General features: G+C 63.9%; 24 protein-coding genes and 1 tRNA gene. 14 read left to right on the forward strand and 11 right to left on the reverse strand.

The annotated features are described in order from the left end of the window. Nucleotides 1-17 precede the first annotated feature (17 nt). From E2L08_RS12455 to E2L08_RS12470, 4 genes are read right to left on the reverse strand one after another with little or no spacing between them, the layout of a single operon-like run. A complete protein-coding gene (locus tag E2L08_RS12455; protein WP_133397422.1) occupies nucleotides 18-938 on the reverse strand; it encodes an ABC transporter permease in 921 nt (306 codons plus the stop codon). Then, nucleotides 938-1,834 carry an ABC transporter permease gene (locus E2L08_RS12460; RefSeq protein ID WP_133397423.1) on the reverse strand — a complete coding sequence of 299 codons (897 nt, stop codon included), beginning with the start codon at nucleotides 1,832-1,834 and terminating at the stop codon, nucleotides 938-940. Before E2L08_RS12460 ends, E2L08_RS12455 begins: the two co-directional genes overlap by 1 nt. Further along, a complete protein-coding gene (locus tag E2L08_RS12465; RefSeq protein ID WP_133397424.1) occupies nucleotides 1,831-2,421 on the reverse strand; it encodes an ANTAR domain-containing response regulator in 591 nt (196 codons plus the stop codon). Before E2L08_RS12465 ends, E2L08_RS12460 begins: the two co-directional genes overlap by 4 nt. Continuing rightward, nucleotides 2,418-3,524: a transporter substrate-binding protein gene (locus E2L08_RS12470; protein ID WP_133397425.1), complete on the reverse strand. Its 1,107-nt coding sequence runs from the start codon at nucleotides 3,522-3,524 to the stop codon at nucleotides 2,418-2,420. Before E2L08_RS12470 ends, E2L08_RS12465 begins: the two co-directional genes overlap by 4 nt. A 307-nt stretch (nucleotides 3,525-3,831) precedes the next feature. Between E2L08_RS12470 and E2L08_RS12475 the strand changes: the two genes are divergently transcribed. From E2L08_RS12475 to E2L08_RS12535, 13 genes are all read left to right on the forward strand, one after another. Then, a complete protein-coding gene (locus E2L08_RS12475) occupies nucleotides 3,832-4,812 on the forward strand; it encodes a L,D-transpeptidase family protein (protein WP_133397426.1) in 981 nt (326 codons plus the stop codon). Then, complete coding sequence (locus E2L08_RS12480; RefSeq protein WP_133397427.1) at nucleotides 4,809-5,633, forward strand: extensin-like domain-containing protein; 825 nt, start codon at nucleotides 4,809-4,811, stop codon at nucleotides 5,631-5,633. Before E2L08_RS12475 ends, E2L08_RS12480 begins: the two co-directional genes overlap by 4 nt. A gap of 242 nt (nucleotides 5,634-5,875) precedes the next feature. Beyond that, the gene (locus tag E2L08_RS12485; protein ID WP_133397428.1) at nucleotides 5,876-7,048 is read left to right on the forward strand and encodes a tyrosine-type recombinase/integrase; all 1,173 of its coding nucleotides are present in this window, start codon (nucleotides 5,876-5,878) and stop codon (nucleotides 7,046-7,048) included. Between the two features lie 167 nt (nucleotides 7,049-7,215). After that, the gene (locus E2L08_RS12490; protein ID WP_133397429.1) at nucleotides 7,216-7,470 is read left to right on the forward strand and encodes a helix-turn-helix transcriptional regulator; all 255 of its coding nucleotides are present in this window, start codon (nucleotides 7,216-7,218) and stop codon (nucleotides 7,468-7,470) included. A gap of 133 nt (nucleotides 7,471-7,603) precedes the next feature. After that, the gene (locus E2L08_RS12495; protein ID WP_133397430.1) at nucleotides 7,604-10,663 is read left to right on the forward strand and encodes a hypothetical protein; all 3,060 of its coding nucleotides are present in this window, start codon (nucleotides 7,604-7,606) and stop codon (nucleotides 10,661-10,663) included. Nucleotides 10,664-11,280: 617 nt separating this feature from the next. After that, nucleotides 11,281-11,823, forward strand: a complete 543-nt coding sequence (locus tag E2L08_RS12500) for a hypothetical protein (RefSeq protein WP_168771142.1) — start codon at nucleotides 11,281-11,283, stop codon at nucleotides 11,821-11,823. Nucleotides 11,824-11,985: 162 nt separating this feature from the next. Continuing rightward, a complete protein-coding gene (locus E2L08_RS12505) occupies nucleotides 11,986-12,240 on the forward strand; it encodes a hypothetical protein (RefSeq protein ID WP_133397432.1) in 255 nt (84 codons plus the stop codon). Continuing rightward, nucleotides 12,237-12,734 (forward strand): hypothetical protein, encoded by a 498-nt coding sequence (locus E2L08_RS12510; RefSeq protein ID WP_133397433.1) that lies wholly within the window; start codon nucleotides 12,237-12,239, stop codon nucleotides 12,732-12,734. Before E2L08_RS12505 ends, E2L08_RS12510 begins: the two co-directional genes overlap by 4 nt. 162 nt (nucleotides 12,735-12,896) lie before the next feature. Next, complete coding sequence (locus E2L08_RS12515; protein ID WP_133397434.1) at nucleotides 12,897-13,565, forward strand: hypothetical protein; 669 nt, start codon at nucleotides 12,897-12,899, stop codon at nucleotides 13,563-13,565. Continuing rightward, nucleotides 13,552-13,938, forward strand: coding sequence for a hypothetical protein (locus E2L08_RS12520; RefSeq protein WP_133397435.1), 387 nt, complete (start codon nucleotides 13,552-13,554; stop codon nucleotides 13,936-13,938). The genes E2L08_RS12515 and E2L08_RS12520 overlap by 14 nt, the downstream gene beginning before the upstream one ends. A 1-nt stretch (nucleotide 13,939) precedes the next feature. Next, nucleotides 13,940-14,521 carry a hypothetical protein gene (locus E2L08_RS12525; protein ID WP_133397436.1) on the forward strand — a complete coding sequence of 194 codons (582 nt, stop codon included), beginning with the start codon at nucleotides 13,940-13,942 and terminating at the stop codon, nucleotides 14,519-14,521. Next, nucleotides 14,511-15,302: a terminase large subunit domain-containing protein gene (locus E2L08_RS12530; protein ID WP_133397437.1), complete on the forward strand. Its 792-nt coding sequence runs from the start codon at nucleotides 14,511-14,513 to the stop codon at nucleotides 15,300-15,302. The genes E2L08_RS12525 and E2L08_RS12530 overlap by 11 nt, the downstream gene beginning before the upstream one ends. Next, nucleotides 15,287-16,003, forward strand: a complete 717-nt coding sequence (locus E2L08_RS12535; RefSeq protein ID WP_133397438.1) for a hypothetical protein — start codon at nucleotides 15,287-15,289, stop codon at nucleotides 16,001-16,003. Before E2L08_RS12530 ends, E2L08_RS12535 begins: the two co-directional genes overlap by 16 nt. A 368-nt stretch (nucleotides 16,004-16,371) precedes the next feature. Here E2L08_RS12535 and E2L08_RS12540 read toward each other — a convergent pair whose 3' ends face one another. The 7 genes from E2L08_RS12540 to E2L08_RS12570 form a co-directional block, all read right to left on the reverse strand. Next, nucleotides 16,372-17,304, reverse strand: coding sequence for a DNA-methyltransferase (locus tag E2L08_RS12540; RefSeq protein ID WP_206077010.1), 933 nt, complete (start codon nucleotides 17,302-17,304; stop codon nucleotides 16,372-16,374). 135 nt (nucleotides 17,305-17,439) lie between these two features. After that, on the reverse strand, nucleotides 17,440-18,270 hold the full coding sequence (locus E2L08_RS12545) for an EcoRI family type II restriction endonuclease (protein WP_206077011.1): 831 nt from the start codon (nucleotides 18,268-18,270) through the stop codon (nucleotides 17,440-17,442). A 73-nt stretch (nucleotides 18,271-18,343) separates the two neighbouring features. Beyond that, on the reverse strand, nucleotides 18,344-18,664 hold the full coding sequence (locus tag E2L08_RS12550) for a hypothetical protein (RefSeq protein WP_133397441.1): 321 nt from the start codon (nucleotides 18,662-18,664) through the stop codon (nucleotides 18,344-18,346). Further along, a complete protein-coding gene (locus E2L08_RS12555) occupies nucleotides 18,661-19,284 on the reverse strand; it encodes a hypothetical protein (protein WP_133397442.1) in 624 nt (207 codons plus the stop codon). The genes E2L08_RS12550 and E2L08_RS12555 overlap by 4 nt, the downstream gene beginning before the upstream one ends. A 2-nt stretch (nucleotides 19,285-19,286) precedes the next feature. Beyond that, nucleotides 19,287-20,081, reverse strand: coding sequence for a hypothetical protein (locus E2L08_RS12560; RefSeq protein ID WP_133397443.1), 795 nt, complete (start codon nucleotides 20,079-20,081; stop codon nucleotides 19,287-19,289). 167 nt (nucleotides 20,082-20,248) lie between these two features. Further along, a tRNA-Asn gene (locus E2L08_RS12565) sits at nucleotides 20,249-20,323 on the reverse strand. A gap of 60 nt (nucleotides 20,324-20,383) precedes the next feature. Further along, nucleotides 20,384-21,253 carry an MBL fold metallo-hydrolase gene (locus E2L08_RS12570; RefSeq protein ID WP_133397444.1) on the reverse strand — a complete coding sequence of 290 codons (870 nt, stop codon included), beginning with the start codon at nucleotides 21,251-21,253 and terminating at the stop codon, nucleotides 20,384-20,386. Between the two features lie 40 nt (nucleotides 21,254-21,293). Between E2L08_RS12570 and E2L08_RS12575 the strand changes: the two genes are divergently transcribed. Next, a complete protein-coding gene (locus tag E2L08_RS12575) occupies nucleotides 21,294-22,613 on the forward strand; it encodes an ATP-binding protein (RefSeq protein WP_133397445.1) in 1,320 nt (439 codons plus the stop codon). Nucleotides 22,614-22,629 lie beyond the last annotated feature (16 nt).

Below are 22,629 nucleotides of genomic sequence, written 5' to 3' on the forward strand. Positions count from 1 at the left end.
CTGGTCTCCTGTTGGGGTTATTTTGTCTTGATGCGGGGGTCGATGAGCGGGGCCACGAGATCGGCCAGCAGGTTGCCCAGCACGATGGCCGTGGCCGAAACCATGGTCACACCCATGATCACGGGGATGTCGACGCGCTGGATGGCCTGCCAGGCAAGCTGGCCGATGCCAGGCCATCCGAACACGCTTTCGACGACGACGATGCCCGACATGAACAGGCCGATGTCGATCCCGATCATGGCGATGATCGGCAGGATGGCGTTGGGCATGACGTGGCGGGTCACGATCCTGAGCTTGGACAGCCCCTTGGCGCGGGCGGTGCGCACGAGATCCTGGTTCAGCACCTCGATCATCGACGAGCGCATCATCCGCGAATACCACCCCGCCCCCAGCAGCCCCAGCGTCAGCGAGGGCAGCACGAAATGCGCCCAGGTGCCGTAGCCGCCGATGGGAAACCAGCCGAGCTGCACCGCGAAGACGTAGAGCAGCAGGATGCCCAGCACGAATTGCGGCGCCGAGATCGCGACGAAGGAAAAGATCATCAGCCCGTGATCGGCGGGCCGGTTGCGCCTGAGCGCGGCCACGACACCGATGGTCAGTCCGATCGCGAGCTCGGTAAGGATGGCCGAGACCATCAGCATCAGGCTGGCGGGCAGGCGCGCGGCGATCAGCGACGAGACCTCGGCACGCTGGAGATATGAGCGCCCCATGTCGCCCTGCGCCAGCCCCGACAGATAGCGCCAGTACTGCACGAAAAGCGGGTCGTTCAGCCCGAGTTGGTCGCGGATATTGGCCACCGTCTCGGCCGTGGCCGCGCGCCCGGCGATCTGGCGCGCGGGATCGGCGGGCACGAGATAGAGCAGGATGAAGGTGACGAAGGTGATCCCCAGCAGGATCAGCACGCTTTCGAACAAGCGCCGGACCAGGTAGCCGCCCATCAGTGCCGCCCCTTGAGCGTCGGGTCGAGGATGTCGCGCAACGCGTCGCCCACGAGGTTGAAGGCCAGTGCCAGCAGCACGATCAGCAGGCCAGGAAAGAACACGAGCCAGGGTGCGGTCGAGAAATAGGTCTGGTTCTCGTAGATGATGTTGCCCCAGGACGGGATCGGCGGCTGCACCCCGACGCCGAGATAGCTCAGCGTCGCCTCGAGCAGCACCGTGGTCGAGATGCCAAGCGTGCCGAAGACGATGATCGACGACAGAAGATGCGGCAGCAGGTGGCGCAGCAGGATGCGGAAGGTGCCCGAGCCGATGGCGCGCTGCACCTGGATGAACTCGCGCTCGGCCAGGCTGCGGGTTTCGGTATAGATGACGCGGCTCATCTGGACCCAGTTCACCATCGCGATCACCAGCGCCACGATCAACAGCGAGGGTTGAAAGATCGCCGCCAGCACGATGGCCAGCAGCAGCGCCGGAAAGGCCATCATGAGGTCGGTGAACCGCATCAGGATCGCCGCCGTCCAGCCGCCGAAATAGCCCGCGGTGATGCCGACGCCCGCACCCAGCAGCACCGCGATGCCATTGGCCAGCACCCCGATGATGAGCGATGTGCGCGTCCCGAGGATCAGACGCGAGAACAGGTCGCGCCCCAGAAGGTCGCTGCCGAGCAGGTAATCGCCCCCCGGCGGCAGCGGCGCGCCCATCAGGTCGAGCCCGTCGAAATTCTGCGCGAACGGGTCCTGCGGCATGATGAGCGGCGCGAAAACGGCCGCGAAGACCATGATCGCGATGATCGTCAGCCCGAACACCGCACGGGGCCGGCGCAAAAGCTGTGACCAGACCTCGCGCGCGCGGCCGCGGCGGGGCGGCCGCGCGGGATCGACCGCCGCGCTCATCGCTTGCCCGCCCGCGTGGCGGGGTGCTGCGCCAGAACCCTGCGGGCGGCGTCCTCGATCGGGATACGCTCCACCATGGCGAACGCGCGCAACTGCTTGAGCGCGAGCGCCTCGTCGCGGCCCCCCTCCATCAGCGCCAGCACGGCCCGGATCACGTCGAGCCGGCCGCTGCGCTGCGCGGCAAGCTCGGCCTCGCGGGCGCGCTGCGCCTCGCGCGCGGCGAAACGGTCATGCGCGATGACCAGCGCCGAGAACAGCGTGCCGATGGCCGAGAGCGGCAGAAAGGCGTCGACCTGCTGGCCCAGAGCCCAGGCGAGGCGGCCGGGGCTTTCCGACCCGATCAGCCCGACCACGGGCACCGGTGCCTGCCCCGCGGCCCAGGGAAGCTGCGCGTCATGGCCGGTGTCGATGTCGAGGATCACCATGTCGATCCCCTCCATGCAGGCAGGACCGACCGTATCGCGCCGCGGCACGGCGGCGACACCCAGCCGCGCGCAGCGCTCGGAGATGCGGCGCAGCGGCTCGTCGGCATGGTGCAGCACGATGGCGCGGCGGCCGGTGAAATTGTGCATGACCGCCTGGCTCATCGCACCACCCTCAGCTCGGCGCGTGCGGGTGGCGGCGGCACGGCGTCGCCCGTGAGATAGGGATCGGCCGCGACCGGCGACGCCGCGCGGTTTATGATGCGGAATTGCCCCTGCCCCGCCTGCGCCAGCCGCGGCGCGAGCCCCGCATGGCGCATCACCGGATCGACGTGGATCGGACCCATCGCGGTGGGCAGAGGCCCGGCAGAAAGCGCCGCGAACACCGCCCGCGGATCGTCGCCGCCCGCCTTTGTCGAGGCGGCGGCGAAAAGCTCGACCGCCGCATAGGCGCTGGCCAGAAAGGCCGAGACCCGCCCGTTGGGCGCACGGTCGCGCGCGGCGCGCAGCAGGCGCGGGTCGGCCTCCTCCTCGAAGAAGCTGCCCGCCGACACGAGCCCGTCGGCGGCCGGGCCCAGCGCGTCGAGATCGGCCTCGGTCTGGTTGAAACTCACGAGCCGGGGCCGCGCACCGGCGTCGATCGCGGCGGCCAGATCGTTCAGAAAGCTGGCGTTGGACGGGCCGATGAGGCTGTCGATCACGCAATCGGGGCGCAGGGCGCGGATCTCGTCGACGACATGGGCATGCGCGACCGAGCCGAGCGGCACGAAACGCTCGCCCACCACCTCGACGCCACGCGCCTGAAGCCGCTCGCGCGCCAGGCGCAACGTCTCCCACCCCCAGACATAGTTCGACCCCACGAGATAGACCCGCCCGAGATCCTGCGACACGATCCAGTCGGTCGCGGGCACGACATGATGGTTCGGCGCGGCGCCGAGATAGACGACATGATCGCTGCACTCGAACCCTTCGTAGGGGCACGGATACCACAGCAGCCCGCCGCCCCGCTCGAGCACCGGGATCATGTCCTTGCGGCTCCATGACGTGATCGCCCCGAGGATATGACGCACCCCGTCCTGCAACAGCTCGGCCGCCTGCGCCTCGTAGCGGGCGACATCGCCGCCCGGATCGCGGATCACCGGCTCGATCTCGACCTGTCCCGCCTCGGCCAGCGCCTCGATCGCGCCGAGCGCGCCGGCCAGCGCGCTTTGCCCGAGCGCGGCATAGCTGCCGCTGGTGGAAAAGATCAGGCCAAGCCTCAGACGCATCGTCCCCCCCGAAACGAAAAAAGCCCCGCACCTTCGGACGAGCCGAAGAACTGCGGGGCGCTATTGCCCTGGACCGCGCTCGGCCCTTTGCTGGATCAAATTCCACCAAACGGAACGAAAAGTCCAGAGCTTCGTGGCAGCCGTCGCAAAATTGCGCGGGCGGGGCGCATGGCGGCAGAAAACATGGGGCGGCGCCTATCCCTTGCGCCCGGACCGGCCCCACGCCCGCCCTGTGCCACGGGCGATGACGGACCCCGCGGCGCCCGGTCGCGTTGGCCCCCCGACCCTTATCGCAGGAGACCAGCCCATGCGCCTTGCCCCCGTGCTCGCCGCCGCCCTCGCCCCCGCCCTTGGATTGGCGGCCACACCTGTCGCTGCGCAATCGCTGCCCTTCGACGCCACGGCCATCGACGCGGCCACCTATGACGGCGGGGCCCTCCCCGAGGGCCAGAGCGCGCTGACGGCCAAGGTGCAGACCCTGCTCGACCGCGCGGGCACCTCGCCCGGCGTCATCGACGGCTGGAAGGGCGGCATGTCGCGCACCGCCATCCTCGCCTTCGAGCGGCGCGCGGGGCTCGAGCCCGACGGCGCGATGGACCCCGACCTCTGGCGCGCACTGGGCGGCCCCGACGCCACGGGGCTGACGCAATCCTACACGATCACGGCCGAGGATGCCTCGGGGCTCGTCGATGCCATTCCCGACGACTATGCCGAGCGCGCCGAGATGGACCGGCTGGCCTATCTGCGCGTGACCGAGAAACTGGCCGAGCGGTTCCACATGGACGAGGATTTCCTGATCGCGCTGAATGGCGGCGGAACCTTCGACCCCGGCCGCACCATCGCGGTGATGGACCCCGGCGAGGACGTGAGCGAACCCATCGCGCGCATCGTCATCGACAAATCCGACCAGCGCCTGACGGCCTTCGGCGAGAACGGCGAGATCGTTTCGGATTATCCCGTCACGGTCGGTTCCGACCAGTTGCCGTCGCCCAGCGGCACGCACGAGGTCAAGGCGGTCGCGGTCGAGCCGGTCTATACCTACCGCCCCGACGAGAATTTCCAGCAGGGCGACAATGACGAGGTATTGCAGATCCCGCCCGGCCCGAACAACCCCGTGGGCCGCATCTGGATCGACCTGTCGAAACCGACCTACGGCATCCACGGCTGGGCGCACCCGTCCGAGCTGTTCACCGCGGCAAGCCATGGCTGCGTGCGGATGACCAACTGGGACGCGACCGAGCTTGCGCATATCGTGTCGCCCGGCGTGACGGTGGAGTTCCGCGAATGAGAGGGCTGCTGATCGCCACGCTGGCCACCGCCCTGCCCCTTGCCGCAATCGCGCAGCAGGAGGGCGATAGCGCCACGCCCGAGGCGGCACCGCCGCCCGAAACCTCGCCCGCCCCCGCGCCGCGTCCCGACCCCGAGGACCGCGCCGACGAGGTGGCCCCCGACGCCCCCGATGCCGGCCCCGCCCCCGATGCCGAGACCGCAGCCGATGCGGATGCCGACCCGGCCGAGACCGCCCCCCAATGGGAGGTGCTGCGCGAAGATCCCGAGGATCTCGCGGCCTGCCTCGCCGATCTCGACAGTCTGGGCACCGTCTACGAGACCCTCGACCCCTTGGGCGGAGAGCTGCGCGATTGCGGCATCGCGAACCCCGTCGAGGTGGCTGAGATCCTGCCCGGCGTCGCCCTGCGCCCCGATGCGGTGATGCGCTGCGAAACGGCGCGCGCTCTGGCCGAATGGGTGTCGGTGACGGTCGCGCCCGCCGCCCGGCTCGCCGGCGATTACGGCGATCTCTCGGCGATCGATCACGGCTCGACCTATGTCTGCCGCGCCCGCGGCGGTGTGGCCAGCGGCAAGCTGTCGGAACACGCGTTCGGCAACGCCATCGACGTGATGGGCTTTCGCTTCGAAGGGGGCGGCGCACTCGCCGTCGAGCCCCGCGCCGACACCGCCACCATCGAGGAAGCCTTCCAACGCGCGGCCCGCGGAGGCGCCTGCCTGTCCTTCACCACCGTCCTCGGCCCCGGCACCAACGCCGCCCATGCCGACCACCTCCACCTCGACGTGAAGGCCCGGAACGGAGGCTACAGGATCTGCCAGTGACGCCGCGCACGGCGCGGGTTCGCGGGGAGGGTGAAGAAGATGGCTCCGGCGGTAGGGATCGAACCTACGACCAATTGATTAACAGAGGCATGGTGTCGGTCCGTCGTCGTCGGGATTGATCGGGGGAAACGCAACAAAACAGGGGCATTAACGCCTCTGCAACAAAAAACAAGTTGGTCACTTTCGGTTTGGATCGTACTGTGTCGGGACTGAATGTTGCAGAGAATGTTGCAGAGGATGACATGCCCACGATCAAGCTAACCTCCCGCCCCGAGATCGCGAAGGTCAAACACCCGGATACGGGGACAGTGTTCTACTCCCACGACGGCGATGCCTTGAAGGGCATCCGCTTGGCTGTCGGTGCCCGCACGAAGCTGTGGATTCTGTCGAAGCGGATCGACGGCAAGGTGCGCTCGATCAAGCTCGGAGATTGGCCCGCGATCCCGACCGGGCATCAAGCCGAGGAAGTCGCGAAGCAGCGTATCGCGGAACTCATGACGGGCACGGATGCCGCGTCAACGAAGGTCGCGACCCTCATGGACGCCTTCGAGTCGCACGTTGCCCGCTCCCACGCGAAGGAGGCGACAATCGCGACCTACCGATTGCAGATCAAGAACCACCTTGCCGACCTGTTCACGAAACCCATCGAACAGATCACGCTGCCGATGCTCGAGAGCGCGATACGTGGCAAGACGCCCTCGACGGCGAAGCACCTCGTGCAGATCATCAAGATGGCGTTCCGTCGTGCGGCTATCGTGCGGCGCTGCTTCGACGTGTCGGCTGACTTGAAGGTGTCGCAGAAGCACAAGACATCGTCCGCTGTCCTGTTCGACCCGAAGGACAAATGGCCCGCCCTCGACCTCATCATGGACACGCGGAGCCTCATCACGCGGACGGCATGGCTGACCATGCTGTTCACAGGCTTCCGTTCCCTCAACGTCCGCACCCTGACATGGGAGCAGGTGAACCTGACCCGAAAGACTATCACCCTCGACGAGATGAAGAACGGCCTGTCGCGGACGTTCCCTATCGCGGACGTGCTGATCGAGGCGTTGACCGTGCTTCCGCATCGCGAGGGATATGTGTTCCCGGCTGACTCGAAGACGGGTCACATGGATCAGCTCATGGCCCGCACGATCACGATAGGCGAAGGCGACGATGCCACGAAAGTCAAAGTCCTCCGTCAGCACGATTGTCGCCGCCTGTTCACGACGGCCGCGCGCCGCGCGCGACTCCCCGAATACATCATCGACGAGTTGCGCGGGGACACACCGAAGAAGGTGCAAGACATCTACGATCAGGGGTCGGCCAACCACGACGACGCGAACCGCATTGCCGAGCGCATTATCATGGAATGTGGTTCAACACCTGATTCCCTGATTGAGCGCATCAAACTCCCTGACTATGTTCACTGACGCGACGGGGCGGCAATCTGTCGGTAGAGGCAGGCTGTCGCCATCAACCCCCGTCGTGAGTGATCCCCGAGACGCGCTGCATCGGATGCGGTCTCGGCCAAGGGCGCGAACCGATGCAGATCAACAGAGCGCACCGTCTCGAACGCAGAGAGACCGGAGCCTGTTGAATGGATCTCGCTGATGAAGTGCGCGCACTGCGCGAAGACGTGAGGGCGCTGACGGCGCGCCTCGACGGTGCGCTCGCGCCCGCGATGATGAACACGGCGCAGTGCGCGGCGTTCCTCGGAATGTCGCCCGACCGCTTGTATGAGTGGCGCAAGGAGCGGATCGGCCCGCCCTATATGCACCTCTCCGCGCGGTCGATCCTGTATGAACGGGAAGCCGTTATCGCGTGGGCACAGTCCCACAAGATCGAACACTAAGGGAAAGGGGCGGCGATCACTCGCCACCCCGTCGATTGCATACGCCCTGCGCAGAGCGTTTCGGAACAACTCGCTTATAGCATGACGCGGGGCAGCAATCGACCGGAGTTGCAGGTGGTCGTCCATATGGACGATGCAGATTTACACGGCGACAAGCACGACTCACGAACTGCGCAAGGTGTGGCGCGCGGGCGATAACGGCCCAGAACAGGACGAGGCGTCCGAGGGCTTCCGATACGCGAACAAGTTCATCTACGAGGACCATGAGGTTCACGACCTGCAAGGCGTCTGCGACCTGCTGAACCGGCTTGCGGACGTGCCTACAGCGGCCATCGTGCTTGGCCGTCCGCTGATCGACCGTGGCGGGCGCACGGGCCTCGACTTCGAGGACGAACCGACGAACCTTTTCCTAGCCGACCTCGACTCGCTCGACTTCGAGGGGACGCCTGAGGAGGCCGTCGTTTTCGCCTTCCCGTTCCTGCATGGCCGACGCTTCGTCTATGCCTTCTCGCCCTCCGCTGGCTTCAAGCCAGGGCATCGCCTGCGCGTTGCGTTCGAGGTCGAGCCGATGGACCTGACCGCGATGCAGATTCATGCGGAACACTGGAACACGGAACTTGCCATGCGCATCGGCGCGGAGCGGAAGTTCATCGACTATGGCATCTACAAGCCGTCAGGGTTCATCTTCACAGCGCGTCCGACGCTGAAAGGACTCGACGATCCGCACCCCGTGCGCGCCTTCCTCGTCGATGGCAAGACCGGCCCCGCGCCGATCCCGCGCCTGCCTGACATGATCGAGGTTGAGATCGCGCCTGCGGTCACACTCGGGCAGATGCCGACGCTGCGCTGGGATGACGGTCAGCGGCACAACAGCGTCTTCGACTTCATGCGCGCCTATCGCACGGCGTTCCCGTCGTCGGTCTATACGGAGTGCTGGGGCGCGTTAAAGGACGAGTATGCGAGGCTCGGTGTGTCAGCGGCGAACCAGCGTGCGTTCGGGCTGTCCTACATTCAGGCCCGGTTCCCGAAGGTGCGCGGCGCTCGACGGAAGCGGAAAGTGTTCCCGGTGACGCGGCAGGAAGTGCCATTCGACGAGGCGACGCGGAGGCTAAGTGACGAGATCAAGACGTTCGTCGAATCTCGCACCCCCGGCGTGAAAGTGATCGAAGCCGACGCGGGACTCGGAAAGACCTATTGGGCGCTTTACTGGCTCGGCGTCGAGACGCGCTATGCCGCGCACGTCAACGACATGTTCCTGACCGACCTCTACGTGCCGAACCATAACCTATCTGCACAGATCGAATCCGACGCGCGGGCGCAGGGGATGAGCGCATACACGGAATATGGTCGCGCGCAGGAGGTTCGTGGCATCCCCGTCTGTCACAAGCACGAAGCCATCTCGAAGGTGCAAGGCATCATCAAGGAGACCCGGAAATCGTTCTGCGACGACGGTGAGGCGCGGTGCGAGCATCGTTCGGGCTGTCTATGGTGGGACCAATGGGACAAGTCGTTGACCCACGACCTGCGGATTCGGACCCACGCGCACCTGCCGCTACAGATCGCGAAGGAGGGTGAACAATCGCGCGTCCCGAACTTCGTCGTGATCGACGAGAACTTCCTAGCCGCGCTCATCAAGCGGTCCTTCGTCAAGGTCAAAGACCTGTGCGACCTAACCCGCCACGACATGGGCGAATGGCTGCTTCGCTTCGCGCAGGTTCACAAGGCAGGCATGACCCTTGAACAACTGACGGCTGCTGGGTTCACGGTCGATGTCTGCAAAGAGCTAATCAAAGCCGAAGAAGCCCTCGCACCGCAGGTCGAGATTACGCCTGACATGTCGGCCAGCGAGGCGCTTGCGAAGGCTGTCGATTACGACGCGCAATGGCACCTCTACGCCTCCTTCTGGCGTCGCCTGCGTGATGCGATTGCGGTCGGGTCGATGAACAGGCTCCGCCGCGTCAAGGACGGTGTGTGGCTGAATTGGCGGCAGCGCATCGCGGGCATTCCGTGGGATGCCGAGACCAACCGACCGAAGGTGCCTGTGCTCGTGCTGTCAGCCACGATCAAGCGTTCCATGGTCGAGGCCGTGTTGCCGGTGGACGAGTGGGTGACGATTGAAGTCGAGAAGCACAAGGACGCGAAGGTGACGCAGATCGTCGTTGATGCGTCGAAGACGGCGCTGCTCTACGGCACAGGCGACCGCGTCGAGGAATATGCCGAGAGCGACAAGGCGAAGGCCGAAAAGGCGCGGCAGTTTCGCGAGGACGTGACGGCAATCTCGCAAGGGCGGCATCTGTTCTCATACAAGGCGCTACGGGAGCAGGACGTGCCGTTGTCGGGTTGGTTCAACGCGGTCGAAGGGTTGAACGATTGGGCCGGTGGCAAGATTGACATTGTAGGCCGTCCGTTGCCTGCGCCGAGTGACGTTGAGGACATGGCGCGGGCGATCCACCAGGACGGCTTGCCTATCGTGCAGGTCGGGGAATGGTATCCGAAACGACCGTTCGCGTTGTTCGGTGGTGCGGGCATGACATGGGCCGAGCGACATGTCGATCCGCGCGTGGAAGATGTTCGGTGGGTCATCTGCGAGGGTGCGATGATGCAGGCCGCGGCACGGGCGCGGCATGTCAGGCAAGGGTGCGAGATACGCCTGTTCTCGAACATGCCGCTGCCGGTGAAGGTCGATGAGGTCGATGAGGTCGAAAGTTTCAACGACTTGAAGCCGGAGGAACAGGAATATCTGACCGCGCCTGTTCGGGTTGCGTCGGCGGGCCTCGCGCAGAAGCTGTTTCGCAAGTTCGCGGGCATGTCGGGGCAAGGGGTGAAGGACGCCGTTGGCGATCTGTTCGGCTGGGCGATGGTACGGGATGCCGAGTTCATTGAGGTGCGGTTGCAGGGAGAGAAACAGTGGTCCCGCGTCTGGATCGCGGATGGGGGTTGGCGCTGGCTGTGCGACCGTGTGCCTGTCGTCGCATGGCGGGAACCTGTCCTTCGGAAGGACGACAATGCGGAGAGGTTCGAGGCGATGGCGTCGCAGAGTGAGCATGTTACCGAGATGCGCGCGCTCAAGGAGGCGTTCGAGCGGGAGGCATGGTTCGACGAGGACGGGTATGTGCCGCGTGGCGAGCAGCGCACGGATGCAGGATTCTGGTTCGATTGGAAGCAGATCGGGGTCCGTGTCAGGGCAGCGTGAGCGCAGGATTTAAACTACAACTCGCGCTAACGGAGACTCTCTCTATAAAGACGAGTTGTAGTTTAAATTGCCATGCCGAGGCTGCCGGGTTGACCCTAGCTGGTGGCGCGCTCTCTACCTTCTTTTGTTGCGACTTGGTCGCAACTAGCCCGTGCCGAAATGAGCAATTGCGAAGCATACAATTGCTCCCGCCCGCCAACCGATTCTTTTACAAGCACAATGGCGCGGCGCATGTTGCAGAGCGCGCGGTCTCTGCAACAAGGCGATATGCAGCCGCAGAATATGTCACCAATGGTGACGTATCTATCGCAGAACGCTGCGATGACCGCACAACTGCATGGCGCAGGCCCAAGCTCGCCTGCTGCGCGTCAGCGCCCCGGCAAAGCGCGTCAGCGCCGGGCGTGTCGAAGTTTTCCGACCCGACACAGGGCAAACCACGCTCTCCGCCTCACGCCCCAAGCCACGCGGTCTGCTGATGAACCAAGGTCTTACCTCGTCGCACGGTGTATCGAAGCGTTCGGGCCTTTCATAATGCGCCCACGTTGCCATCATCTTGTAGACCCATGCCGATCACCCCTCGTCTTGCGCCTAACGTCCCGCACCTCGTCAAGGACCAGATGGCTTTCATTAAACCGTCTGCGGTCATGCAGGAGGTGGCTGCGGGGAAGCGGTCGGCAATCGCGACGCCCCTCGAACACCTGATCCTGCTCGACATATTCAGGGCAAAGCTGCTGCATCCTGACGACCCTGTGTTGTTCTCCATGCAGCTTGTCCCGACCCGCTTCGGGAGGCATCAACCCAACTGGCACGCGCATTTCTGGGGCCGAGACCCGATGTGCTTTGGCGTCAGCAAGCAAGGGCCGCGCGCCCTGCTTAACGATTGCTTGCGTGACGAGGTTCATGACCAGACGGCTATGCCGAGCCTCCCGCACGGATGGGAAGTCGATCACGTCGGCGTCGAGTTCAAAGACCTAATGGACGGCTGGCTCGAACAGGAAGGCCTAGCGGTTGAAGACGTGGCAATCGTCGCGAACAAGAACGCGACCAAGAGCCTCACTGACCGCGCTTTAGCCGCGCGGTGGCGGGAGTATCACCGTCAAAACGCAATTCTCGAACCCAAGCCTCGTGATGAACACCGCGCCCGACACCGTGACGCCTGACCCCTCCATTTCCATCTAATTCTCCCCGGTCCTCCACCTCGGATATTTTACAGAATTTCTGTGAGCCGACTTATCACGTCATAGCGCGCATCGGCTCACTGGACGGGAGGTTGTGCGCCGAACCTTTCAAGCCTTCCGTCCGCCTAACTTGGAAACTCCCTCATGCAGATCACCCTGACCGACCTCGGCACGACGTGCGCCCTCCACGCCGTCACCATTTCTTCGACGACCGACTTCCCGCTCCCGACCCCTGCGGACACGCTCCGCGACGGACTGCGGGCGATTCTGGCCGAACCGACCAAGCAAAACCACACCGCCTCGAACGTCCTGCTCGTGCGCCGCCCCACAGGCATCGACGTTGTGTCGCCCGTCGGCTCGTTCCTCGTTCCCTATCCGAACCTGTTCCCGCTCGTATGACGCCAGAGAAGCGCCTGCTCCAAGCCATCATCGGGCAAGCGGTCACAGACCTTTTCATCGGCAAGCCTCACGCATCGACCGATGAAGAAAGCTCGCTTGCTCGCCGCGAAGCCCTCTACTTCCTGACCGACGCGACAGGCGGATGGGCACGGCGACGCGCAGAACTCTGCCTCTTGATCGACTACGATCCAGATCAGGTGCGCCGGTCGATCATCGCGATCCTCGACGGAACGACCCTCCCGCCCGCGAGCATCGGCAAAGGCATCGGTCTCGCGCGCGACCTGTGGGCGGAGCAGATCGCGCGCGAGAAAGCAGCACACGAGGCGCGGACGCGGAATCGACGATGCCCCGCACCGACGCCGATCCTCGTCCCGAGAGCGCCTGCGCCGTCTAAACCTATCCGCCCTCGGCTGAAACCCGCGAAACCCTGGATGATGCCACCGCGCGATCCCGAAGACGATTGGCTCTACCTCGGAATAGAGATTCCTGCCTGACTTCCACCTTTTTCAATCCGACTTCCACCTTGTTCTCGTGTCTCGCACTTCCTCGAAAGCGCATATCGTTTCCGCATCGGCAGGTTAGGCTTGCTATCCTCTCTGTGGTTGAGAATGGCAGGTCCGATCAGGGCCTGCCGTTTTTGTTCAGAGAGGAACGACATGCCAAACCAAAACGACGACCACGCGCAGGCGCTGATTGATGCTCTCGCGCCGAAACTTCTCGACGCCCTGCTTCCGAAGATCGCGCAATCGGTCGAAACCCAGATCGACGGCCTCAAGAAGAAGAACGCGGAACTGCTCGACAAGCTGGCCGAGACGAAGAAGCCGGACCCGCTCGCATCCATCGACAAGCTGCTCGCGAAACTCGACGCGGAGCAGCGCGAACAGGCCTATAGGGATGCAGGCTTTTCGCGGGACGCGGAGGGCAAGCTGTCCCTTGCAGGGACGCAACAAGGTCATGTGATCGACCGGCAATCCGCGCGAGACCCCGCGAAGTATCGCGAAGCCAAAGCGCGCGCGGAAGCCGCAGGCGTGACCTTGCGCGTCGTCGATAACAGCGACCGCGACCCGACGATCCGCAACACGGGCAGACGCGGGGTTACTCCGACAAAAGTTGTCACTTTTGACGACTCGCACGAAAGGGTTCGCTACGTCCGCGCGGACATGATGGGCGGCAACGGCTTCGTTCAGCGCCGTCTTGCGGCAGAGCGCGAAGGCTACCGCGTCCGCGCGTTCCACGATCCCGCAGACCTTCCGCCCCATGCGCGTCAGAAGTTCGCGCTCATGGAGAAAGCGGCGCAGGAGGGCACGTCTGATGCTGACGCCTGAGGAACGGGCTTGCCTGACGTGGGCCTTTCAGATCACCCACGACGCCCTCGGGCAGTTGGTCTATGTCCACGATGACGGTCGGATTGATGCCTTTGGCGAGGTGTTCCGCCTAGACAGCGAGAGCTTGCATCATCACTGGATCGCGCTTCTCGCCGCATCGGCTGAGGGATACCTGGCCGGGGTGAAGCCGGGTCAGTTGCGAAGCGATCTGCTCGCGGCTGGCGTCCGGGAAGAAGCGGCAAACTTTGTCCACGATCATCTCGTTGATGTCTCCGAAGTCGAATGGGATGCGCTGACCAATTCGGTTCAGCAGTATCGCGAACTTATGGCGGACAAGGCGCATCGCTCAACGCAAGTCGGGGGTCTTATCTGAAATGAAAGGCCCCGGACGCAAGAACACGATCCTCATGCACCCAGAGCGCAAGACGATCATCAAGCAGATCATCTTGGGCGAGCAGGGATTGCCGGGTGGCATGTCGAAGGCGCAAGTCGCGAAACGTCTCGGGATGCACCCGGATTCCATCGTTCGTTTCCGCAAGGAGCATATCACGGAGGAAATGGTGCGCGCGACGCTGGCCGAGGTGCGCATTTCCAAGATCGAAGGCGACACGGCGGTTCTCAACGAGGACCGCATGGACGTTGCCCGCACCTACGAGTCGTTGGCGAAGCGGGTCGAGAAGATCATCGCGCGGGCAGAGGAAAACGAAGACGACGGGTTCACCTTGTCCGCGGCCGAAGGCCTTCGCCGCATCCTTCGGGACATTGCGACCATGCACGGGAAGATGGCAACGTCGCTGACTGTCGAGGTCAAGCTGTCAGAAAGCGCCGAATGGGTAACACTCAAACGCATCATTCGGGAAGTCTGCGACGAGGTTCCAGAAGCTCGCGAACCCTTCCTGCGCAAGATGCGTCGCGAGGCGTTGTCCATCACGCGCGAGGGCAGCAATGCCATTTGACGCGCTCCTGCCTTGGTTCGACGATCTTGAACGCCAGCTCGACCCGAAGGCGCGTCTCGCCCATTGGATCGGGCATAAGCCTGACCCGTGGCAAGTCGAGATGTTCACGACGCGGGCTTCGGAGGTCGCCTGCCGCGTGTCCCGTCAGGCGGGCAAGACTTCTGTTCTCGCCGCGCGTTCCGTCGAGGAACTGCATATCCCGGAATCGCTGACTATCTGCATCGCGCCCGCAGAACGTCAGGCGAAGATCATCGCCCGCGAGATCGGGCGGCAGCTTCGGCGCACAGACCTCGTCATCACGCGCTCGACGCTGACGGAACTCGAAATGTCGAACGGAGCGCGCGTCGTCGCGCTCCCGTCAACGTCCGACACCATTCGCGGATTCCCGTCTGTGTCCCTTCTCATCATCGACGAGTGCGCGTTCTTGAAAGGCGACGACACGGAGGAAGTGCGAGGGGAGACGCTTATCTCGGGCGTCCTCCCGATGCTCACGGCGCAGGGTCAGGTGTATTTCTCGTCCACGCCCGCCGGGCGCGACAACTACTTCGCGAAACTGTTCCTCGACGCGAAACCCGACGACGGTATTCAGCGGATCGTCGTCAAAGGAACGGACATTCCGCGACTTGCAGAAAAGGTCGAGCGAATGCGCCGCACCTTGTCCGCGACGCGGTTCAAGCAGGAGATCGACGTTGAGATGTTGGCCGATGGCCTCGCCTACTTCGATCTGTCCATCATCGAACAAGCCACAAGCACTGAGAGCGCGATATGTCCGAGACTCTAGACCTCGTTTTCATGCCCGATGGTCGGGTTATCAACGAGACGCACCACGACCCGGCAATCCCGCGCGTGACGGGACACCAAAAGTATTGGGTATCGGCGGATTTGGGACAAGCACACGACTTCTCGGCGGTCTGCATCATCAAGGATCAAGTCCTTCCCACGGTCGATGCGGGTCGCGTGATCCTTGGGCCGCGCGAACGCACGGTCGTCTATGCGGACAGGTTCCGCGGCGTGTCCTACGTCGATGTGGTCGATCACCTAATCCGCCTCAAGAACGCGCCGCCGTTCGGGGGCAAGTCGGAACTCGTCATTGACGGCACGTCCATCGGGCGCGTCGTCTCGGACATGCTCCACGAGCAGAACGTGCCGCACTTCGCGATCCAGATGACGGGCGGGCAGGAGTGGTCGAAGAAGGGGCGTTACATCAACGCGGGCAAGACAGCGATGGTCGAGACGTTGGCCGTCCTGTTCGCTGCGGGCGAGATCAAGTTTGCCCATGACTGCCCGCTGCGCGCCGAGATCGAAGCCGACCTCGCGTCCTTCACGATGCAGACGACGGCTGCTGGCAATCAGATCATCACGCAGGGGCGCAAAGGATCCGGTCACGGCGATCTTGGCATTTCTCTGATCGTCGGGGCGTTCGCATCGCAACACCTAAAGTCGCAGCGGATCGAAGTCAGCCATTTGCGGGGCTACTATTGAGCGCGCTGTGACCAACCCAGAGACGCAGCGAAAGCGGGCCTGTCTGCGCGTCTCAAGGCGCGCCCCTACCCACACGGGGCGACAGCGACTATCGCCTTCGCTGACGCGCTCTGCGAGGTGACGACTGACCAACGGACTTTATTGCAGGTGCGGCGGTTGAACGTGGAGCAGACCACCGCACGCGCACACGCGCATGACGCGCGCGCGAAGGCGATTTGGAAAAAGTTCACTTGTCGTGTCGCAGCGCATCATTTGCAGCACCAACCATGCCAAGGAACCGTGCAGCATTTGCAGCACCGATCACTGGATGATCTTTCAGAAATGAAGTTTTGCCTCGCGCGCGTATGCGCGCAAAGCTGTGGTGAGGATCACTCCGCCGCGTCCACGATTGGGCGCTGTCCGCTGTCGTCGGTCGCGATATTCTCAAGGCCCGTCACGATCTCATATTCGGGGACGGTCTTGAGCAGGTTCGAGGGAGTAATCATTCCCAACTGCTTGCTCAGGTATTCCTCAAAGATTGGGTCTTTGTCGAAAGAAATACTGTTGCGACCTTCCTGAATGGCGACGCGGGTCGTAACGCCGCTACCTGCAAAGAAGTCGAGCACGGTCGAGCCAGGGTAGGACAGCGCCCGAACAAGCCGTTCGATTACCACGGCAGGCTTTTGGGTCGGGTGGCCTACGCGCTCTTTCGAGTTGCCATTCAGCCGCGGCATCCGCCAGACGTTTGTCGGGTTGCGACCTTTCTCGACAGACTCGGGATTTAGGCGCTTATCCTTGAGATAGGCCTTCTTCGTTTGCTCGTCGAAGGGTTCACGAACCGCGTCGAGGTCGAAGAAATACTTATTCGACTTTGCAAACCACGCGACTTCCTCGTGCCTGTTCGCGAAGAAGCGATGCGCACTCATACCGTTCGGATAGTTCCAAATGATGAGGTTCGCCAAGAGCATCTTGCTGTTATGGCGAAGATGCGAAATCAATGTAAGGAGATCGCCCGATCCTGCCTCGTTCTGATACTGTAATCCCCCGAAGATCGCGATGCTGCCGCTGGGCGACAAAACGCGCTCGGCTTCTGCAAGCCAATCTTTCGCCCAGTCGAGATAATTGGAATGGCTGTCCCAATCGGCCAGCTGAATATTATAGGGCGGATCGCAGACGATAAGCTGAATGGAGTTGTCGGGGATAGCTGCGAGGGTGTCTAGGCAATCGCTGACGCCGACGACGTGCCGTGTCTTGGTTGGCACCTCATAGCTCACCAGACCTTCGGACGAGTGTTTGCCGCCAGCCTTCTTGAGGGCGTTCATCGCCCGGTGCCCTGCGTTCCTGTGTGATCTGTTCGCCATTGCCTGCCGTTCCGTCCTTCGCCGTTGTTCCTGTCCGCGAGGCGAACGTCTGCGACCAGCGCCCGACACCCGCGCCGCCGGTGTCGGGGCACGTTATCAGGTTTCGAGGTCTGCTGACAGCACGTTGATTGAAGTCTTCGCAACGTCGAGCAGCACTTCGGCCATTGCTTTGTCAGACCAAGGAACGGCTTGGAAGAAAAGCGACGCGACTTGCAGCATTTGCCGCGTTCCGTTCACATCGACGAAGATGTTCTCGCAGTAGTTCTTGTTGATCTCGCGACCGAGGCTGCTGGCCGTCACGCGGTCAATTCGGTTCAGCATACCCGCCTTGTGCGAAATCTCGATCTCGCGCCCATCGGGGGTGAATACGCTGAACGTCTCGGTCGCGAAGTTCGACCCTTGGAGAAAGACGACGTAGGGGAAATGCCGCTCGTCGAGCATGAAGTTCCGAAGTTCGACGATGTTCTTGTGGACGCGCTCGATGGCGTTCCCGGCCACCATGAAGTCCTGATCCTTTGCCTTACCCTGCTTTACGCCCGCGACGATCTTTTCAACGTCGTTGCCTTGGTGCTTTGATTCCCCGACGAGGATGACTCGCCAATTGCCGTGTTTGTCGAGGACTTCTGTAATCGCGCCATCGGGCTTGATGGAGGAGCTATCGACGAAAAGCGCCTGACCGAGTCGCGCATCAATGCTTTGAAGTTTGGCGTGGATTTCCGCCTTGCTGAGCGTGTTGCGCTGACGAAACTCAAGGTTCGGATATTCTATGGCCAATTCGGCCAAAACACCTGCCGTCACTTCGCGAATGGAAAGGTCATGCTTTTGTGCCGCCGCACCGAAGATCGTGAGGGGACCGCCGCCGAGTTCCTGTTGCACCCCAAGACGAAGCGCCTGTCCCTTGCCCTTGAATTGAACGTCCTTCGCCACTCTGCACGCCTCCATTGGATTCTGTGCAGAATGCTATCTTGACCTTTCCGACAGCGGAAGGCCCGAGCGACGCCTAAACGTCGCTTCCTTTGAAAGGCTCGGCCCCGAGATAGCCGACGACAATATCACCGGGGCCTGCGTTCAACGTCTTGCCGACGCGACGAAGGTCACACTGCGGCACGACGGCATCCCAACCCGCCGCTTGCACGACGAGGCGATAGAAGCGGTCAGTCGCGTTCAGCTTAAGGGCCTTCGTCCCGTCCTCGAACGCCTTCGCGTCGATGACTTGCCGCAGAGCGTCCCAGTAGATGTAGCCTTCGCCTTGCTTCGTGTGGTCCTTCCCGTCTTTCGAGAACAGCTTCCACAGGTCGTCTTCGGTCGCGATCTCGGTCATGATGGCGGCTCCCTCGGCTGCTGTGGGCGCGCTGCGATGCGCTCGCGGAGAGAAAGTCGATAAACGGACCCTTCCTCGGCAAACGGCTTCACCGACTCCTTGACCTTGGCAACGATCTTCTCGGCTTCAAGGTCAACGTTGATGGCGCTGTCCGTGCGAGGCTTGCGGATCGTGACGATGATCTCGTAGTCCGTCACGCGCGCATCGCCTACCTGCGTCCAGCCCGCGTCCTTCAATTCCGTCGGGAGCGAGAAATCCAGACTGTCCTTGATCGCCGCGCGTCGCTTCGCCTCGTCAGCTTCCGCGAGTTTCGTGCAGTCAGGGATCAGTATCGGATCGACTTCGCCGGTCTCGGCAAATCGCGCCTGCGCAGCCTCCTGTTCGACGCGGCGCTGCTTCGCCCGTTCAAGTTCATTCTTGAGGGCGATCACACGCCATTCCGCATCGCGAATCTGCCGCTCGAGGCGCGCGATCTTCTCGTCCGTTTCGGTTATCGCGGGCGCGAACGGATCGTCGAAACGATGGTTAGATGTGCCCTCGGCCAACCGCTTGAGCACGTCCATCGCACTCGAACCGTCCGGGTGGAAGAACAAGCCGTCGTTGAGGATGCGGGGGGTCATGCTCACACCACCATCGACGCCAAGACGCCGCGAATTTTCTCGGCGCAGAAAAGGAAGTATGTGCCCTCGGCGCGCTCTACGAACTTGATCCGTTCCGCAATCTTGATTGCTCGAATGATCTGCGGTCGATCATACACAGTGTAAACGGGCGAGTGCGTCGTGAAGGGCAGGCAGACCTGCGATTCATCGGTGTAGGTTGAACTTTCGATCCGGTCGGGATGGACATGGAGTAGATCGCTCGTGTCGCGGACAGGCTTGATCGAGAACTGCCCGACGATCTGGCCGCGCCAGTGGGCATCTACCGGGTTCATGTCAGACCAGTCGAAATTCGTGACCATCGACTTGGCCACTGCGGGCGCAGTGCGGCCCATTGGTCTTAGGGCAAGCGCCGTGCCCGTTGCCCAGCGAAAGTGCAGTCGGATGTCTCTACCATCGAGTCTGCCGACGTGGGAGGGCGACGCACCGAATGACCGGAGCACGCGCATGTCTTGAACCGTCAGGGACATGTCGTAGGCCACTTCACCACCAAGATCGAACTCGACAAGGGTCTTGTTATCGGTCGCAATCGCGCGCGTGTCGCTGACATGTATCGCCGCGATGTAGTTGGTGTGTGGGCCGTTCACCGGGATAGCGGTGAAGCGCGATGCGAACTCGATGCCCGCGAGGAACCGTTCCGGCAGGGGCTTCCAGTCGTTGTCCTGAAATCGCGGCGCTTCGGGCAGGCGCGAGCAGTCCTCAACCAGCGGAAGGTTGTAGGTTCGCGAGACTGACGGCGTGATCTCCTCGATCTTGTTCAACGCTGATTCTCAACGGCTTAGGGCGCACACGTCCGCTGAACCTGCCACGAAACCCTTAACGGATCGTTAACCACAGCAATGTTGCAGAGTTGTTGCAGAGCGCACCGACAACGACGAAGACCGCCCTAGAGGACGGTCTTTAACATGCTGTAATCTCTAAGATATTTTGGCTCCGGCGGTAGGGATCGAACCTACGACCAATTGATTAACAGTCAACTGCTCTACCGCTGAGCTACGCCGGATCACCGGGGCGCCGTATAGCAACGGGCGCGGGGGGCCGCAAGGGTCGGAGGGGAGAAAACTCAAACGCTGCGGAAAATCGCGGCGGGGCCGGGGGCGTCGTCGGTCTCGACCTCGCCTTTCCGTTCCAGATCAACGAGATGCGCGAGGACGCTGCGTTCGGCCGCCGGCATCAGCACCTGCGGGATATCGCGGTAGATCGCGCGCGCGATACGCGCGGCATCGGCCTCGCCACGTACCAGCGCCGCGCGGATCTGGGCCTCGCGCCCGGCACGGTGCGCGATCAGCCAGTCGATCCGGGCGGCGGGGTCCTCGACCGGGGCGCCGTGGCCCGGCAACAGCCGCTTCGGCGCACGCGCACGCAGACGGTGCAGCGACGCGACATAGGCGCCCATGTCGCCATCGGGCGGCGAGACGAGCGAGCTGGCCCAGCCCATGACGTGATCGCCGCTGAAGGCCACGCCGCCCAGCAGAAAGCTCAGATGCCCGCCCATGTGACCCGGCGTGTGCAGCGCCTCGATCTCCCATCCCTGGCCGCGCACGACATCGCCGTCGGCAAGCGTGAGATCGGGCGCGAACCCGGTATCGACCCCCTCGCCGCCGCCGATCCCCGCAAGCGCGGCCATGTGGGGCGCGCGTCCCGCCTCGGCATCGCCGAAGGCCAGGACCGGCGCGCCGTGACGCCGCGCGAGCTCGGGCGCCAGCGCGGAATGGTCGAGATGGGCATGGGTGACGAGGATATGGCTCAGCACCCGCCCTTTCAGCGCCTCCTCGATGGCATCGAGATGCGCGGGCGCGGCCGGGCCCGGATCGATCACCGCGACGCTGTCCTCGCCCACGAGGTAGGTGTTCGTCCCCTCCCCGGTCATGGGCGACGGGTTCGCGGCGCGCAGCCGCGCGATACCGGGGGCGATAGGGTCGGGTCGTGGCATTGCGCTTTCTCGGAACCGGGGGGGTCGCTATGCTGCTAGCATGTCGCTGGCCTGGCTCAAACGCTCCGCTCCGCGGTCGCTCTATGCGCGGGCGGCCCTGATCCTGCTGCTGCCGGTGGTCACGATCCAGCTCGTCGTGGGCGTGGTCTTCATCCAGCGCCTGTTCGAGGACGTGTCCGAGCAGATGACCGGCAACCTCGCCTTCGAGCTGCGCCGCATCGAGGCGCTGATCGACGCGGCACCCGACGCGGCCGCCGCGCGCGACGCCTTCGGGCCGCTGGCCGAGGCGCTCGAGATCGGGGCGGTGCTGCCCGATCCGGCGCCGGTCACGGCCGACCGCCGCGCGCTCTACGACCTGTCGGGGCGGCTCGTGATCGACACGCTGCGCGACGCCATGCCCGGCCTGCGCGGGGTCGACCTGCAAAGCGACGACGGGCTGGTGAACCTGACGCTCGCCACCTCCAAGGGCGATCTGGGGCTGATCTTCGACCGCGACCGGGTCTCGGCGCAGAACCCGCATCAGCTCTTGGTGCTGATGGTGGCGACATCGCTGCTGATGACGATCGTGGCCTACCTGTTTCTCAAGAACCAGCTTCGCCCGATCAAGAGGCTCTCCGAGGCGGCGGCGGCCTTCGGGCGCGGGCGCGCCCTGCCCTATCGCCCCTCGGGCGCGACCGAGGTGCGCGCCGCGGGGGCCGCGTTCCTCGACATGCGCAACCGGCTCGAGCGGCAGATGGAGGCGCGCACGCTCATGCTCTCGGGCGTCAGCCATGACCTGCGCACGCCGCTCACCCGGCTCAAGCTGGGGCTGTCGCTGATCGAGTCCGAGGACGCCGCCGATCTCAGGCGCGACGTGGACGAGATGGCCGGGATGCTCGACGCCTTTCTCGATTTCGCCCGCGACGGCGCGCTCGGCGACCCGGTCGAGATCGACCCGGCCACGCTTCTGCGCGAGACCGCGGCCGATGCGCGCCGCGGCGGGCAGCCGGTCGAGCTCGGCCCAGTGGCCGAGGCGGGGCAGGTGGTGCTCAGGCCGCTCGCGATCCGGCGGGTGCTCGAGAACCTCATCGGCAATGCCGCGCGCCATGGCAGCCGGGTGCGGGTGTCGCTGGCCGCCTACGACCGCTCGCTCGTCTTCACGGTCGAGGATGACGGCCCCGGCATCGCCGAGGACCAGCGCGAGGTGGCGATGCGCCCCTTCACCCGGCTCGATGCCGCGCGCAACCAGGATCGCGGCGGCGGCGTCGGGCTGGGGCTTGCCGTTGCCGTCGATATCGCGCGCCAGCATGGCGGCACGCTGCGGCTCGGCTCGTCCGAGGCGCTGGGGGGCTTGCGCGCGGATCTCGTGCTCGCGATCTGAGCTCTCTGTTTCCGAA

The sequence above is a fragment of the Palleronia sediminis genome (assembly GCF_004358695.1).
Taxonomy (GTDB): domain Bacteria; phylum Pseudomonadota; class Alphaproteobacteria; order Rhodobacterales; family Rhodobacteraceae; genus Palleronia; species Palleronia sediminis.